This window comes from Micromonospora sp. WMMD1102, assembly GCF_029626265.1.
Taxonomy (GTDB): domain Bacteria; phylum Actinomycetota; class Actinomycetes; order Mycobacteriales; family Micromonosporaceae; genus Plantactinospora.
In genome coordinates this window covers 8,545,790-8,561,169 of sequence record NZ_JARUBN010000001.1, presented here as the reverse complement: position 1 = coordinate 8,561,169, position 15,380 = coordinate 8,545,790, and the positions used below count along the sequence as shown (strand labels likewise).

Annotated in this window: 15 protein-coding genes; 6 read left to right on the top strand and 9 right to left on the bottom strand. The window is 71.5% G+C overall.

Annotated features, from left to right (window positions below; genetic code table 11):
* Positions 1–4 precede the first annotated feature (4 nt).
* A complete protein-coding gene (locus O7626_RS38990) occupies positions 5–910 on the bottom strand; it encodes a TatD family hydrolase (protein ID WP_278065918.1) in 906 nt (301 codons plus the stop codon).
* Between the two features lie 263 nt (positions 911–1,173).
* Between O7626_RS38990 and O7626_RS38985 the strand changes: the two genes are divergently transcribed.
* The gene (locus O7626_RS38985) at positions 1,174–2,457 is read left to right on the top strand and encodes a hypothetical protein (protein WP_278065917.1); all 1,284 of its coding nucleotides are present in this window, start codon (positions 1,174–1,176) and stop codon (positions 2,455–2,457) included.
* A 171-nt stretch (positions 2,458–2,628) separates the two neighbouring features.
* A complete protein-coding gene (locus O7626_RS38980; protein ID WP_278066520.1) occupies positions 2,629–3,078 on the top strand; it encodes a Scr1 family TA system antitoxin-like transcriptional regulator in 450 nt (149 codons plus the stop codon).
* Between the two features lie 91 nt (positions 3,079–3,169).
* On the opposite strand, the gene O7626_RS38975 is transcribed toward O7626_RS38980, so the two are convergent.
* The 7 genes from O7626_RS38975 to metG form a co-directional block, all read right to left on the bottom strand.
* Entirely contained in the window at positions 3,170–3,646 is a 477-nt protein-coding gene (locus O7626_RS38975) for a DUF4279 domain-containing protein (RefSeq protein ID WP_278065916.1), read from the bottom strand.
* A gap of 99 nt (positions 3,647–3,745) precedes the next feature.
* On the bottom strand, positions 3,746–3,904 hold the full coding sequence (locus O7626_RS38970; RefSeq protein WP_278066519.1) for a transposase: 159 nt from the start codon (positions 3,902–3,904) through the stop codon (positions 3,746–3,748).
* 175 nt (positions 3,905–4,079) lie between these two features.
* Positions 4,080–4,418, bottom strand: coding sequence for a transposase (locus tag O7626_RS38965; protein ID WP_278065915.1), 339 nt, complete (start codon positions 4,416–4,418; stop codon positions 4,080–4,082).
* Between the two features lie 51 nt (positions 4,419–4,469).
* Positions 4,470–5,036 carry a hypothetical protein gene (locus O7626_RS38960; protein WP_278065914.1) on the bottom strand — a complete coding sequence of 189 codons (567 nt, stop codon included), beginning with the start codon at positions 5,034–5,036 and terminating at the stop codon, positions 4,470–4,472.
* Positions 5,036–5,599 (bottom strand): sigma-70 family RNA polymerase sigma factor, encoded by a 564-nt coding sequence (locus O7626_RS38955; RefSeq protein WP_278065913.1) that lies wholly within the window; start codon positions 5,597–5,599, stop codon positions 5,036–5,038. The genes O7626_RS38960 and O7626_RS38955 overlap by 1 nt, the downstream gene beginning before the upstream one ends.
* Before the next feature lie 126 nt (positions 5,600–5,725).
* On the bottom strand, positions 5,726–6,586 hold the full coding sequence (locus O7626_RS38950) for an SAM-dependent methyltransferase (protein ID WP_278065912.1): 861 nt from the start codon (positions 6,584–6,586) through the stop codon (positions 5,726–5,728).
* A gap of 27 nt (positions 6,587–6,613) precedes the next feature.
* On the bottom strand, positions 6,614–8,416 hold the full coding sequence (gene metG, locus O7626_RS38945; RefSeq protein ID WP_278065911.1) for a methionine--tRNA ligase: 1,803 nt from the start codon (positions 8,414–8,416) through the stop codon (positions 6,614–6,616).
* A gap of 193 nt (positions 8,417–8,609) precedes the next feature.
* Here metG and O7626_RS38940 point away from each other — a divergent pair, with 193 nt between their 5' ends.
* Positions 8,610–9,599 (top strand): hypothetical protein, encoded by a 990-nt coding sequence (locus O7626_RS38940; RefSeq protein WP_278065910.1) that lies wholly within the window; start codon positions 8,610–8,612, stop codon positions 9,597–9,599.
* A 19-nt stretch (positions 9,600–9,618) separates the two neighbouring features.
* Here the strand turns inward: O7626_RS38940 and rsmI are convergent, their stop codons facing one another.
* Entirely contained in the window at positions 9,619–10,479 is an 861-nt protein-coding gene (rsmI, locus tag O7626_RS38935; protein WP_278065909.1) for a 16S rRNA (cytidine(1402)-2'-O)-methyltransferase, read from the bottom strand.
* Positions 10,480–10,635: 156 nt separating this feature from the next.
* On the opposite strand from rsmI, the gene O7626_RS38930 reads away from it, so the two are divergent.
* From O7626_RS38930 to O7626_RS38920, 3 genes are all read left to right on the top strand, one after another.
* Positions 10,636–12,324, top strand: a complete 1,689-nt coding sequence (locus O7626_RS38930; RefSeq protein WP_278066518.1) for a phospholipid carrier-dependent glycosyltransferase — start codon at positions 10,636–10,638, stop codon at positions 12,322–12,324.
* Between the two features lie 603 nt (positions 12,325–12,927).
* Positions 12,928–14,457 carry a PQQ-binding-like beta-propeller repeat protein gene (locus O7626_RS38925; protein ID WP_278065908.1) on the top strand — a complete coding sequence of 510 codons (1,530 nt, stop codon included), beginning with the start codon at positions 12,928–12,930 and terminating at the stop codon, positions 14,455–14,457.
* Between the two features lie 113 nt (positions 14,458–14,570).
* On the top strand, positions 14,571–15,380 hold the full coding sequence (locus O7626_RS38920; RefSeq protein ID WP_278065907.1) for an SGNH/GDSL hydrolase family protein: 810 nt from the start codon (positions 14,571–14,573) through the stop codon (positions 15,378–15,380).

Sequence of the window (15,380 nt, the reverse complement as noted above, 5' to 3'; positions counted from 1 at the left end):
TGGCCTACCAGGGGCCGAAGACCCGGTCGCCGGTGGCCGAGATCGCCGCGCAGAGTTCGTCGAGGTCGGCGCCGGTCGTCTCGGCCAGCGACCGGACGGTCAGCGGGATCAGGTACGCCGAGTTCGGCCGACCCCGGTGCGGCATCGGCGTCAGGTAGGGGGCGTCGGTCTCCACCAGGATCTGCTCCACCGGAGTGACCCTGGCCGCCTCGCGCAGCGCCGTCGCGTTGCCGAAGGTGACCGTGCCGGCGAAACTGAGCAGGTAGCCGCGCCGGACACACTCGGCGGCGAACTCGGCGTCGGCGGAGAAGCAGTGCAGCACCACCGTCTCCGGTGCGCCCTCGGAGTCCAGCACCCGCAGCACGTCGGCGTGCGCGTCCCGGTCGTGGATCACCAGCGGCTTGGCGTACCGCTTGGCGATCGCGATGTGTGCCCGGAAACTCGTCTCCTGGGCGGCCCGGCCCTCGGCACCGGTACGGAAGAAGTCCATCCCGGTCTCGCCGATGCCGCGGACCCGCTCCTCGGCGGCGAGTGACTCGATCTCCCGCAGCGCCTCGTCCAGGTCGGCGAGCCGGGGCGCCTCGTTCGGGTGCAGCGCCACCGTGGCGACCACCGCCGGCTGCCGCGCCGCCACCTCGGCACCCCACCGGGACGAGACCACGTCCACGCCGACCTGCACCAACCGGTCCACCCCGACCTCGGTGGCCAGCTCGACCGCCGCCGCCACCGGATCGTCCGACCGGCCGTGCCACGGCGGCGTACCCGCCTCGGGAAGGGTGATGTCCAGGTGGGTGTGGCTGTCGAGCACCGGCACCGGCAGGGGCTCGGGCACCGGTGGGTACTCTCCCGCCCGGCGGGCGGCCCGCTGGCGGCGGCTCTCGGTCGGCTGCTGACTCATCGCCGCCAGCATCACACACCGGTCGGGGGCCGCGTACGCGGGCGTACCAGGTGGGGCCTTCCGGCAGGGCGGCGGCTGCCGGACCGGAGCGGTGAATCGATCGGCGGGCGGCGGGGGCCGGACCGGAGCGGTGGGTCGATCGGCGGGCGGCGGGTGTCGGACCGGCGCCGGGCGGCCAGCCGAACCGGCAGATCCGGCCGGCTCCGGCCCTGGCTACCCCGGTCGGTAACCCGACGTTCACTCGGCCGGTGCCGACCGGTCTTAGCGTCGGCGCGGTGAGCGTGTCCCCGCCGGCCAGTGCGGTGCCCGAGACGCCGACCGGGCTCCGGGTCCGGTACGGCGGCGGCGTGCACCCGGCTGCGGAGCTGGCCCGGGGTGCCGCATACGAGCTGTTCAGCGCGGAGCCGGCGGCCGGGTTCGACCGGGACCGCCGCCCCGACGCCCGCTACCCCTACCACCGGTACGCCCACGCCAGCGAGGTCGGCCGGCTGCCCGACCCGCACCGGGGCGGTACCGGACCCGGTGCCGAGCGGGCGAACGGCCTCGGGGTGCCGGACAGTCCGCTGACCGCACCACTCAACCGGGTCCTCGGCTGGACGGACATCCACGGCCTGAGCCAGAGCCCGGCCGCCGCCGAGGACCCGGTGCTGGTCTCGGTACGCGAGTCGGCGACCGTGCGCCGGGGCAGCCAGATGGTCAAGGCGCTCTCCGCCCAGCAGTTCGCCGGATTCCTGTTGCGCGGCTGGCTGCCGTACGGCTTCTGCTACCGCGAGTACGACGTGGCGCACCTGCGCACCCCGGCCGACCAGATGCTGCTGCGTACCGACTCGGAGGCGGGGCGGGCGGTGCCGGAGGTGGCGTACCTGCTGCGCTGGCGGGCCACCGACCCGGTCGACTACGTCGCGCCGCTGGCCGGCACCCACCGGGGCCTGACGACGATGCCGCCACACGACCGGGTCGGCCCGCCGGTACTCGGCACCGGGTTCACCCCGAGCGGGCGGCACCTGATCCCGGAGTTCGTCACCCGGGACTTCGCCGACCTGCCGTTGCCGGCGAACGCCGCCCTGCTGGCGCACACCCCGGACGGGGACGAGGTGGTGCTCTACACGTACCAGCCGGAACAGCGCGGCTGGCTGCGGATGGCCGGGCCGCGCTGGCGGCACCTGCTGGCCGCGGTGCCCGGGGTCGCACCCGACCAGGAGTACGTCTCGACCGGCGACGCGATCCGCTCCACCCTGCTGATCGGCGGCTACCGGGGGCAGGAGCACGAGGCGGTCGCCGACCCGCCCGGCGAGTTCCGGGTGCTGGCGATGACCCGGGCGGCCCGTTACCCGGTGCAGACGCTCACCCGCCGGGCCCGGTACGTCGACTGGCGGGACACCCGCTGCCTGGTGCTCCGCGAGGAGGGCGGCTGGCTGCGACTACGGCTGTGCCGACCAGACCCGGACAACGTGGCGCCGCTCGGCGCGCAGTGCTACGAACGCGGGGTCTACGAGTCCTGGGCACCGGCGGCCGAGGTCACCGACGACCAGCTCGTCGACATCCCGTACGAGCTCTGAGCGGTCCGGCGCGGTCGGCGGTGCACTCGACCAGCGCCGACAGGTCCTCGCCGGACACCCCGCCGGCTATCTGCTGGAGCTGCGACAGGAACTGGCGCCCTCCGACACCGTCGCGCGGATCAGGTCCGCCCTCCGGCGCGCGACCCCCGACCGGCGACGCCGCAGTCGGTAATCAAGACCGCCGGGGCGGCGGCGGAGTGTTCGACGGTGAAGATCTGGCGGATCGAGAGTGGACTGAGCCGGGTCCGTACCCCCGACGTCAGAGCCCTCTGCGACGCCTACCAGGCGTCGCCGGAGCTGACCGAGACGCTGGTCAGCCTCGCCCGGCAGACCGCCGACGGCTGGTGGCAGGCGTACGGCGACACCGTCCCGGACTGGTTCGAGCTCTGCGTCAGCATGGAGGAACACGCCGACCACATCCGGCACTACGACGGCAAGCTGGTGCCTGGGCTGTTGCAGACCCGCCGCTACATGGAGGAGGTGATGCGGATCGGCCGGCCGGGCTGGAGCGACGAGGACTGCGAGCGGCGGGTCGAGCTGCGGCTCGAGCGGCAGCGGTTGCTGACCCGGCGACGCCCGGCCGCGTTTCCGTCCCAGCTGATGCTTGACGTGGTGGCCTAGATAGTTAGGTCGACCCTGCGGGGGCAGTAGATGTCGATGCTAGGGGCTCGTGGGCGTGCATGGGCGCGGTGGACGGGCGAGGGATGCGGGGTCATCCGTAGGCGTACTCGTCGATGTCGAGTTCCGCGTGGGTGCGTCGCAGGAAGTCCAAGGCTCTGGCGTCGAGGTGCCAACCGAGGAGCTGGTGTTGCCCGGGTAGCTTTTCCAGTCCCTCGACCGGGCTGGTGAGGTCTTCGTCCTCGCCATCGGGGTGTTCGAGGACCCGTACGACTTGCAGAACGCTTGAGCCGGGGCTGCCTTCGATTTGGTCGAGTTCGGCGGCCAGGTCACCGATTCGGTCAGCATGGGCGTGCAAGCGATCAAGAATCTGGTTGATCTGCTCGTGTACCGTTAAGCCGGGCTTCCGGCAGACGATCCGCCAGGTGTGCGAAGCGGGTATGGGCGGCTGGATCCGGCGACTGCCGCGGATCTTTACCTCGTCGGGCTCAATACCCAGGCGGGCGGTGATGTCGGCAGCCGGAACCTGGCGGGAGGCCAGCGCGAAGTAGACGTACTGGTGCACGCGCATGGCGGGACTCTACCGAGGATGACGGCCGAGTGGCGCTGTCTTTTAGCGCCGACGAGGAGATCGACCCGACCCGGCATCACGTTTGAGGGCTCTTCGAACTTAAGCGGGGTTGAGGTGTCCGCGGTGGCGGCGGGTGGTCGCGGTGCGGGTGCGTAGCCGCTGGTTTTCGGGGTTGCGGAAGCCGTAGGCGTCACGGGCGACGGTCTTGATGACGCGGTTGGTGCCTTCGGAGCCAGCGTTGGTGATGCCGGTGTGCAGGAAGCCGAGGATCTCGGGCCACCACGTCTCGACCGTGGCCGCGAGCCGGTACAGTTCGAGCAGGGCCGGAGTCGGCGCAACGGGCGTAGATGCGGTGCAGTAGCCGGACGACGGCCTCCCGGTCCGGCCGGGTGCGGGCGGTCGCGAGTAGGTCGAGCAGGTCTTCCTTGGCGTTTCAGGCGGTCAGGATCGGCTGGCCGATCATGGCGGGCAGGTTGCTGAGCGTATCGGTGAGCCGGTCGACGTGCTCGGCGCGCATCCGGGCAGCTGAGCGGGTCAGCCGGTTGCGTTGCTGCCATTCCGGGTCGGTGGCCCGGCCGCGGCGGCCTCGGTGGGTGACGGTCATGCGGCGGCGGACCTCGGTGACGGCCCGGTTGGCCAGCTGGACGACGTGGAAGTGGTCCACGACCAGCATCGCGTGGGGGCCGAACCCATGGCCTTCCCTGGCAACCGTGGCATCTGTCCATTCTCGGTCGGCCGCGTTGGAGTCCGGTGAGCGCACCGTCCGGTCCACGTCTGACACGCCCGACCGGAGAATGCGGGACCGTGCTGTTCGGTGACCGGGTCAGCCGCGGGCAGGGGTCGGTTGGTACTCGCCGAGCAGGTCCTGGCCGATAATCCCCTCGTCCACGGCCCGCTGGCCGGCGTAGCAGGTCCAGTGCATGCCGGCCCTGTCGGTGCCGACACATCCACCGGCGATTCTCCGCTGCCCGTCGGCGAAGCTCTCCTTGCGGCCCTTGAAGTCGGCGACCCTCGGCTGGGTCGGGCGCTTCGCTTCGGGGATCTTGGAGAGATCGGTCCGCACGTCGTCCTGCGGCGCCCGGCTGAGCTCGCAGGTGAAGACGACGCTGTCCTCGGTCGTACATGTCGGGTCGGTGCCCTCGAAGATCACCGCCGAGCCCGGCATGCCCCTGGCGACGGTGTCCGGCGTCAGCAGTGCGACGGCGGCGGCAGCGGCACCGCCCCCGACGGCCAGCGCACCGACGGTGACCGCCGCGAGGAACGCCGTCCGGGACCCGAACAGTCGTCGTCGGTACTCCCGGCGGGGTGCGCTCGCGGCGATCTCCCGGCTCACGGCATGCTCCAGTTCGTTGCCGAGCCGGACCAGGTCCGGGTGCAGGTCGTTGGTCATCAGGATGCCCTCCTCGTCTGGGTCGGCCGGGTCGGCCTTAGTCGTCCGCGTAGCGCCGTGAGTCCTCGGGAGACCCGGATCCGGGCCGCGCCGGGTGAGCAGTCGAGCGCGTCGCCGATGTCCTCGTAACTGCGGTCGTGCAGCACCCGCAGCCCCACCGCGCTGCGCTGCGCCGCTGGTAGGGACGCGAGCGCGGATTCCAGGTCCGCGTCCAGCTCGTTGAGCCAGCTCTCGTCGGGAGTGACGACGGCCCGCTCGACCCGCATGCCGAGCCGGGCGGTGGCCTCGGCGAGTACCCGCCGGTTCCGTACCGCCCGCAGCAGCAGGTTGCGGGCGATACCGAAGAGCCACGGTCCCAGCGATCCGGCGTGTCGGTCGACGAAGCGGTGCCGCGCCTGCCATACCTGGGCGAAGGTCTCGGCCGTCAGGTCCAGCGCCGTCTCGTGCTCACCGGTACGTCGCCGGAAGAACCCGTGGATGACCTTTGCGTACCGGTCGTACAGCTCGCGGAAGGCATGCGCGTCGTGGTCGGAGGCCACGAGTAGTTCGATGTCAGTCCGCACCGGCGCTCCGTCCGGCCGGCCTTCGGACATGCGTCTTCGCCAAGGTGCCCCTCCCGGGTCGTAGTGCTCTCACACCTTGGCTATGCCGGACGCCCGGTCCGTTCTTTCAGGGCTTGCGGAACAGATTCAGAGCTTGCGGAACACCACACCGCACTCCATCGACCGCTGGTTCTCCAACGGCGACTCCAGGTACGGCCGCAGCGGCTCGTCGACGTGGGCCAGCGTGGGCTGGTCGGGGTCGGGACGCCACTCGACGACCTGGACCAGACCCGGCTCGATCGTCTCCGCCGGCTCCAACCCGCGCAGCAGCTCGGTCACGTCCTCCACCGTGCGGTTGCGCCAGGACAGCCCGAGCCGTTTGGTCATCTCGTTGCCCTCCTCGACCGTCGCCCGGTCGATCCCGCAGACCTGGGAGAACCCGAGGTAGCTGCCGGGTGCCAGCGCCGCCCAGACCGTCTCCAACATGCTGCGCAGCTTCTGGTCGTCGACGATCGAGTGGCCGATCGAGAGGAACAGCGCGGCCGCCGGCTCGGAGAAGTCGATCAGCTTCCGCGTCTCCGGGTCGCCGAGGATCCGCTCCGGTTCGGTCATGTCGGCCGCGATCACGGTGGTGGTCCGGTCGTCGGCGAGCAGTGCCCGGCCGTGGGACAGCACGATCGGGTCGTTGTCGACGTAGACCACCCGGGCGTCCGGCTGGAACCGCTGGGCCACCTGGTGCACGTTCGCCTGGGTCGGCAACCCGCTGCCCATGTCCAGGAACTGCCGGATGCCGGCGTCCCGGGCCAGGAAGCGGACCAGCCGGTAGAGGAAGAGCCGGTTGTTCCGGGCCTCGTGCACCCCCTCCGGGAACTGCTTGTGCACGGCCAGCACCGCTGCCCGGTCGACCGGGAAGTTGTCCTTGCCGCCGAGGCAGTAGTCGTACATCCGGGCCGGGGTGGGCACGTCATGCCGAATCTGGGGCTTGCTTCCGTCACTGGGCGCGGTCACGACCCGCATCGTACCGGGCGGCCCTAATCAGTCGCCGAGTCGGGCGAGCTCCTCGTCCACGATGGACGGGTCGAGCTTGCGGAACACCGGCTTCGGCGCGGCCAGTGCCCGCCCCGCCTCGACCGGTACCGACGCCCACTTCGCCCCGACCGTGTAGTCCCCGGTCAACACCGGGTACGACGGCCCGCCGTCGAGGTCCTCGACCTCCACGATCGACGGCATCGGCGCGTGCACCCCGGTGCCGCCGAGCAGCTCGTGCACCCGCTGCGCCGAGTGCGGCAGGAAGGGGGTGAGCAGCGTGTTGGCGTCGCTGACCACCTGGAGGGCGACGTGCAGGACGGTGCCCATCCGGGGCTTGTCGGCCTCGCCCTTGAGCTTCCACGGTGCCTGCTCCGACAGGTATCTGTTGGCCTCGGCGACCACCCGCATCGCCTCGCCGATCGCCTGCTTCTGCCGGTGCTTCGCGATCAGGTCGCCGACCGTGGCGAAGCCGGCTCGGGCGGTGGCCAGCAGTGCCTCGTCGGCCTCGGTCAGCCCGGCCGGATCGACCGGCGGGATCGCACCGAAGTTCTTCGCCGCCATCGAGATCGAACGGTTGACCAGGTTGCCCCAGCCGGCGACGAGTTCGTCGTTGTTGCGGCGCAGGAACTCGGCCCAGGTGAAGTCGGTGTCCTGGCTCTCCGGGCCGGCGACGGCGATGAAGTAGCGCAGCGCGTCGGCGTCGTACCGGGCCAGGAAGTCGCGTACGTAGATCACGACCTGCCGGGACGAGGAGAACTTCTTCCCCTCCATGGTCAGGAACTCGCTGGAGACCACCTCGGTCGGCAGGTTGAGCCGGCCCAGGCCGCCGGGCTCGCCACCCCGGTCGCCCTCGCCGTCGTAGCCGAGCAGCAGCGCCGGCCAGATCACCGAGTGGAAGACGATGTTGTCCTTGCCCATGAAGTAGTAGCCCCGGGCGTCCCCGCCCGGACCGTCCGCCGACCACCAGCGCCGCCACGCCTCCGGGTCGCCGGAGCGGCGCGCCCACTCGATCGACGCCGACAGGTAGCCGATCACCGCGTCGAACCAGACGTAGATCCGCTTGTCACTGCGGTCGCGCCAGCCGTCCAGCGGGATGGGTACGCCCCATTCCAGGTCCCGGGTGATCGCCCGGGGCTGGAGGTCGTCCAGCAGGTTCCGGGAGAAGCGGAGCACGTTGGGTCGCCAGCCCTCCCGGCTGTCCAGCCACTTCGCCAGCGCCTGCGCGAAGGCGGGCAGGTCGAGGAAGAAGTGCTCGGTCTCGACGAACTGTGGCGTCTCGCCGTTGATCTTCGAGCGGGGGTTGACCAGGTCGATCGGGTCGAGCTGGTTGCCGCAGTTGTCGCACTGGTCGCCCCGGGCGTGCGGGTAGCCGCAGATCGGGCAGGTGCCCTCGATGTAGCGGTCCGGCAGGGTGCGCCCGGTCGACGGCGAGATCGCCCCCATGGTCACCTTGGGCACGATGTACCCGTTGCGGTGCAGCGCCTCGAACAGCTCCTGCACCACGGCGTAGTGGTTGCGGGTGGTGGTCCGGGTGAAGAGGTCGTAGGAGAGGCCCAGCCCGTGCAGGTCCTCCACGATCACCCGGTTGTACCGGTCGGCCAGCTCGCGCGGGGTCACCCCCTCCTTGTCCGCCTGCACCTGGATCGGTGTCCCGTGCTCGTCCGTCCCACTGATCATGAGTACGTCGTGCCCGGCCATTCGCATGTACCGGCTGAACACGTCGGAGGGGACCCCGAAGCCGGAGACGTGGCCGATGTGGCGCGGGCCGTTGGCGTACGGCCAGGCAACCGCCGCGAGAACGTGACTCATGAAAACAAGCGTAGTGACCACCCGGACCAGCTCGGCGGCCGGCCGGCGACAGGGCGTCAGCAGGGAGCCGGCAGGGCGTTGACAGAAAGATCCCTCAACCTGCCAATATTCAGACTGATATCCGACTTTTTTCCTCTTCGACACGCGCCCGGAGCTGCCCGACCGGGCCGGGCCAGCGTTGTCCAATGGACGGGTGACGGGCCACGAGGGTGGGCAGCAAGCAGCGGAAACGTGCCCTTCCGAGGTCGAGCCGTGCCCTTCCGAGGCTGATCAGCCGTCCCGTCCCGAAGCCGTCCCGGACTCGGCTCCGGCGTACGAGCCCGCGCCCGCCGGGCCGTTCCGCGGCGCCACGCCCGCCCTCGGCTCCGCCTGGCTCGGTGCGCCCGGCACCTCCGCCGGGCCGTCCGGCATCGAACCGACCACGGGTGCGCCGCTCGCGATACTGCCCCAGCGGGCACCTCGGGCCACCGCGCCGGCCTGGAACAGGCCCACCGGGCACCTCCCCACCACCCCGCCCGGCGTCGACCCGGAGTCGGCCGAGGAGTCCGACGACGACTTCTGGCTGCCGATCGAGGAGGTGCACTGGGACGGCACCCCCGTGCAGCCGACCCCCCGGACCTGGTACGGCCGCCGGAAGGAGCCGGCGGCGACCCCGGCCCGGCAGCGGGGACCCCGGCCGCCGAAGCCGCAGCGGAACCCGGCGCTCGGCCTCGCCGGCGTGATCCTCTGCTCCCTGGTCGCCGCCTTCTTCGCCTGGGTCAGCGCCGAACCGTTCTGGCTCGCCGTCGGGCGTGGTGAGCTGGGTACGGCGACGGTGGAGAGCTGCGTCGGCAGGGGGCTGGCACAGCACTGCCGGGGCGACTTCAGCGCCGACAGTGGCCGGCTGCGGGTGCACGACGTCCGGCTGGTCGGGGTCGACGGGGCGCACCGGGAGTTCGGCAGCCGGCTGACGGCCCGGACGACCGGGGTGGAGAGCGGGAAGGCATACGTCGGGGCGGGTACCGGCCTGCTGCACCTGCGCTGGGTACTCGGCTTGGGGATGGTGCTGCTCTGCTGCGCGGGAGCCGGTTGGGCCACCGGGGCGCGCCGACTGCCCGAGCGGCGCAGCCGGCACACCGCCACCCTGGCGAGCGTCGCCGGCCCGCTGCTGCTCACCGCCGGCTTCCTGGCCGCGGCTTACTGAACTTCCGCCGCTACCGAGCTCAGTCGGCGGCCGGGGCGTGCACGGCGGCGTAGACGTCCCGGCGGCGCAGCCCGTACCCGGTGGCGACGGCGGTGATGGCGTCGCGTCGGGACGTACCCTCGGCTTCCAGGTCGGCGACCGCGGCCCGCAGGTCGGCGACGGCCGGGACGGGTGCGACGACCGCCGGGGCGCCCGCGACCACCAGGGTGATCTCGCCGCGCGGCTCGCCGTCGGCGGCCCAGGTCGCCAGCTCGCCCAGCGGCCGGCGCAGCACCTCCTCGTAGGTCTTGGTCAGCTCGCGGCAGAGCGCGGCCGGCCGTTCCGGACCGAACGCGGCGGCCAGGTCGGCGAGCGAGCCGGCCACCCGGTGCGGGGCCTCGAAGAAGACCAGGGTGCGCTCCTCGGCGGCCAGCGCCCGGAGCCGGGCCCGGCGCGGGCCGCCGGTGCGGGGGAGGAAACCCTCGAAGCAGAACCGGTCGGTGGCCAGGCCGGAGAGGGCGAGCGCGGTGGTGACGGCGCTCGGGCCGGGCGCCACGGAGACCGGCACGCCGGCCTCGACGGCGGCCCGGACCAGCCGGTAGCCGGGGTCGGAGACGCTCGGCATCCCGGCGTCGGTCACCAGCGCCACCAGCGCGCCGTCGCGGGCGGCGTCGACGAGTTCCGGGGTACGGCGTTCCTCGTTGCCCTCGAAGTAGGACACGATCCTGCCGGTGACGGTGACGCCCAGGTCCCGGGCCAGCCGGGTGAGCCGGCGGGTGTCCTCGGCGGCGACGACGTCCGCCTCGCCGAGGGTGTCCCGCAGCCGTGCCGAGGCGTCGCCGGGGTTGCCGAGCGGCGCACCAAGCAGGATCAAACGGCCGTTACCGGACGATTTTGTCACCAAATATCCCCTTCATCGATAGCTGTCATCGCACATAGCGAGCGTCGTACCCCGTTTCACACCTTGGCAGCCTACGATCACGGGGTGACTCTGGCGTCGACAGCGCAGACCGATGGCCCGGGCGCCGCAGGGCCGCCGGCAGCCCCCGTGGTCGAGGTGAGCTCGGCCACCCCGGACGGGACAGCCCCCAGCGAGCGCCGCGACCGCTTCGGCGGGGGCGTACCGGCGATCATCAGACGCCGGCTGGCCCCGTTCGACGCCCGGCTCGAACCCTGGTCCTGGCTGGCCACCGCCGTGGTGGTGCTGATCGCCGGCATCCTCCGCTTCGTCGGGCTGAGCAGCCCCAAGGGCAAGATCTTCGACGAGATCTACTACGCCACCGACGCGCACAACCTGCTGCTGCGCGGCATCGAGTGGGACGAGAAGAACAATACCGCCGCGTACGTGGTCCATCCGCCGCTCGGCAAGTGGATGATCGCGATCGGCGAGCAGATCTGGGGCTACAACGAGCTGGGCTGGCGCTTCTCGGCGGCGGCGATCGGCACCCTCTCGGTCCTGCTGCTCGTCCGGATCGCCCGCCGGATGTTCCACTCGACAGTGCTCGGCTGCACCGCCGGGCTGCTGATGGCGCTGGACGGTTTCCACCTGGTGCTCTCCCGCACCGCGCTGCTCGACATCTTCCTGATGTTCTTCGTGCTGGCCGCATTCGGCGCCCTGGTGGTGGACCGGGACGTCCGGCGGAAGCGCTGGCTGCGGGCGATCGAGGGCGGGCTCGACCCGAGCCAGCCGGGGCGACGCAGCCGGCCGCCGTTCCGGTGGTCCGACGGGGTGCCGTGGTGGCGCCTGCTCGCCGCCGTGCTGCTCGGCTGCGCGTTCGGGGTGAAGTGGAGCGCACTCTACTTCATACCGGTCTTCGCGCTGCTCGTCGTCCTCTGGGAGGTCGGCACCCGCCGCTCCGTCGGAGTACGCCGGCCGTGGCGGGACACCGTCGTCGACGAGGGGCTCTGGCTCGTCGGCGCCGGGGTGCTGATCGTCCTGGTCTACCTCGCCACCTGGTCCGGCTGGTTCGCCAGCGACAACGGCTACTTCCGGAACTGGCGGGCCGACACCGACCAGTTCAGTCCACCGGTCCTCGGCAGCCTGCTCAACCTGTGGCACTACCACGAAGAGGCGCTCAGGTTCCATTCCGGCCTCAGCGACAAGCACGTCTACCAGTCCTGGCCGTGGCAGTGGCTGCTGCTCGGCCGGCCGGTCGCGTTCCACTGGTCCGACCAGGGCACCTGCGGAGCCCCGAGCTGCGCCTCCGAGATCCTGCTGCTGGGTACCCCGATCCTGTGGTGGTCGTTCCTTCCGGCGCTGGCCGCCGTCGCCTGGCTGGGCCTGGCCCGGCGGGACTGGCGGCCACTGGCCATCCTGCTGCCGGTCGCCGCCGGCCTGCTGCCGTGGTTCTGGTTCGCCCTGGACGGCCGGACGATGTTCTTCTTCTACGTCGCGCCGGTGGTGCCGTTCATGATCCTGGCGGTGACCTACGTGCTTGGGGTGATCACCGGTCCGCCCCGGGCACCGGTGGCCGCCTCGACCGCCGCTGTCGATCCCGCCACCCTGGCCGACGCCCGACCACCGGAGGCAGCCGAGGCAGCGGACGCGGCCGGTGCCGGGGCGGCCGGTGCCGGCGACCCGGACGGCCGGACCAGCGACCGCCGCATGATCGGCGCGATCATCGCCGGCACGTACGTGCTGCTGGTGGCGATCTGCTTCGCGTACTTCTATCCGATCTTCGTCGGGCAGCTCCTGCCGTACGCCGAGTGGTCCACCCGGATGTGGCTCGGCAACCGCTGGATCTGATTGCCCCGTAACCCCGGACCCGGCGTCCGGAGCCGTCTGCCGACCGCGAGGTGCGGCGGGCGGCTCCACGGTGGACGGCCGGGGTGGGTGGGCGTCGGATGGTCTCGGGTGTGCGTCGGCCTCTGCCGGCACGCGGTGGCGGCGCGGTGATCTCGCCGGAAGGGCTGGCTCGGGAGGCGACACGGCCACGGACAAGACACGGACCACAGCCAAAAGGTGCGCGCCCCGATCGCCTGCCACGGGGGAAGCGGGCGATTGGGGCGCGCACCAAGGAGCTTAACCACCCTGGATCAGCGGCACAACGGGTGATGTTAAGTCAGATTTCCGACCGACGCACCGCCGACCACAACGGGCGTATGGTGCAGGCCGCCTAGAACGACATCAGCTACCCGTCCAGGCCGCTCCGACAACCCCGCCGACGTGGGCCAACGCGCTTCCACGCCCCGAACGGGAGTCAACGTCGGCCGGCTGCCCGCCGGGATCCTCCGTTCACCGGATGCCGGCTCCGCCGATCATGGTCCGGAGCCCACCGGAACGAGCCGACATCGATCGGACCGAATGGTGACCCTGTCGGTGCCTGCCCCCGGTAGGCACACTGTTGCGGTGACCGGACGACCGCGTTCAGGATCCGCCCCGGCCGCGACCAGGATCGTCGCGCTCGGACTGGTGGCCGTGCTCGGCCTCACCTCCTGCGAGTCGGGCGACGCCGCGCCCGAGAGTGGCCCGAGCTGGTCGGGCAGTGCCAGCCCCACTCCGGAGGGCGGCGGCAGCGGCGCCGCACCTGTCGCCTTCACCGGCTGGTCGGATCCGGCCCGCGTCGGCAAGCCGTACGGCGACACGGTCTCCGGCCTGCTCACCTTCCGGGGCAACCCCACCCGGACGTACTACGGCACCGGCCCGATGCCCCGGACCACTCCGGCCCGGCAGTGGCGGTTCCCGGCCAGCGGCGGACTGTGCGGGAAGTCCACCGACGAGAAGGGCACCCGCACCTGGTGCGGTACGGGCTGGACCGGCCAACCCGCCGTCTTCGAGCGGGACGGGCGGACCTGGGTGGTCTTCGGGGCGTACGACCACCGGATTCACTTCCTGGATGCCGAGAGCGGCGAGCGGATCCTGCCCGACTTCCCGACCGGGGACATCATCAAGGGCTCGGTGACCGTCGACCCGGACGGCTACCCGCTGGTCTACTCCGGATCGCGGGACAACTACTACCGGGTGATCGCGATCGACCGGGGCCGGCCGACCGAGCTGTGGAAGCTCTCCGCCCGGGCGGTCTCGCCGACGTTGTGGAACGACGACTTCGACGGCGCCGGCCTGATCCTCGACGACTACCTCTTCCTCGGCGGCGAGAACAGCCAGTTCCACATCGTCAAGCTCAACCGCAGGTACGGCCGCGACGGCAAGGTGACGGTCAGGCCGAAGCTGGTGTTCAACGCGCCCGGCTGGGACGCGCGGCTGCTCCGCGACGTGGACGACCGGATGGTCTCGATCGAGAACTCGGTGGCCGTCTCGGGCAACACCGTCTACTTCGCCAACTCGGGCGGGCTGGTGCAGGGCTGGGACATCAGCGGCCTGAAGCAGGGGCGCAAGCCGAAGCGGGTGTTCCGGTACTGGACCGGTGACGACACGGACGCCTCGATCGCGGTCGACGAGACCGGCGCGCTCTACGTCGGCTCCGAGTACGAGCGCGGCACGGCGAGGTCGAAGCAGGTCGGACAGATGATGAAGCTCGACCCGAAGCGTGCGGGCGACCCGAGCGTGTGGCACGTGGACGACCACGCCCGCCGGCCGGCCGGCATCTGGGGCAGCCCGGCGCTGCACCGGGACATCGCGATCTTCGACACCCAGGGCGGCGAGGTGCTCGGCGTCGACCGGGCGACCGGGGCCGTACGGTGGCGTTTCGAGCTGCCCGGCCCGACCTGGCAGTCCCCGGTGGTGGTCGACGACGTACTCGTGATCGGGGACTGTGCCGGCGTGCTGCACGGCTACGACGTCGCCGACACCACTGCCGCGCCGAAGCCGTTGTGGAAGGTGAAGCTGGGCGGCTGCATCGAGTCGACCCCGGCGGTGTGGCGGGGCCGGATCTACGTCGGCACCCGGGCCGGCGCCTTCCACGCCATCGCGGCCCGCTGACGTACGCCGTAACCGGGGGTGAACGGAAGGAAAGAAACCTGCACGGCTACTTCCGCAGGGCGTAGGAAGCCGCCAACCTGACATCTACAGATGCCTATGTCAGGAGGCCAACCTTGTCGCTGCCTCGTCGCCTGGTCCCCCTGCTAGCCGCCCTCACCGTCACCCTCGTCACCGCCCTCGCCGTCGGCCTGGCCGCCCCGCCCGGATACGCGGCGGCCACCACCTACACCGCACTCGGCGACTCGTACGCCTCCGGCACCGGCACCCGGGAGTACTACTCGGACAGCGGCTCCTGCCAGCGCTCCCGGCACTCCTACCCGGTGCTCGACGCCGCCCGGCTCGGCGCCACGCTCAGCTTCCCCGCCTGCGCCGGAGCCACCACCTCCAGCGTGCTCAACGGCCAGCTCGGCAGCCTCAACCCGGCCACCAACTACGTCACCGTGCAGGCCGGCGGCAACGACATCGGCTGGTCGTCGGTGATCGTGCAGTGCGCGCTGCCCTGGCCCACCACCTGCTGGTCCCAGATCGACGGCGCGGAGAACACCATCCGGAACACCCTGCCCGGCCGGCTCGACCAGCTCTACTCCCGGATCCGCGGCCTGGCCCCGAACGCCCGGATCGCGGTGGTCGGCTACCCCCGGCTGTTCAACGGCGAGGAGTGCAACATCATCGCCCGGATCTCCCCCGGTGAGCAGGCCGAACTCAATGCCGCGGCGGACCTGCTCGCCAGCACCGTCGCCGCCCGGGCCGCCGCACACGGGTTCGCCTTCGTCGACGCCCGGGGACCGTTCACCGGGCACGCGGTCTGCGACGACGTCGAGTGGCTGAACGGTACGTCCAACCCGATCGGCGAGTCCTACCACCCGAACCGGGCCGGACACGCCGGGTACGCCGGCATCGTGGAGAACGCTCTGCGGAGCTGA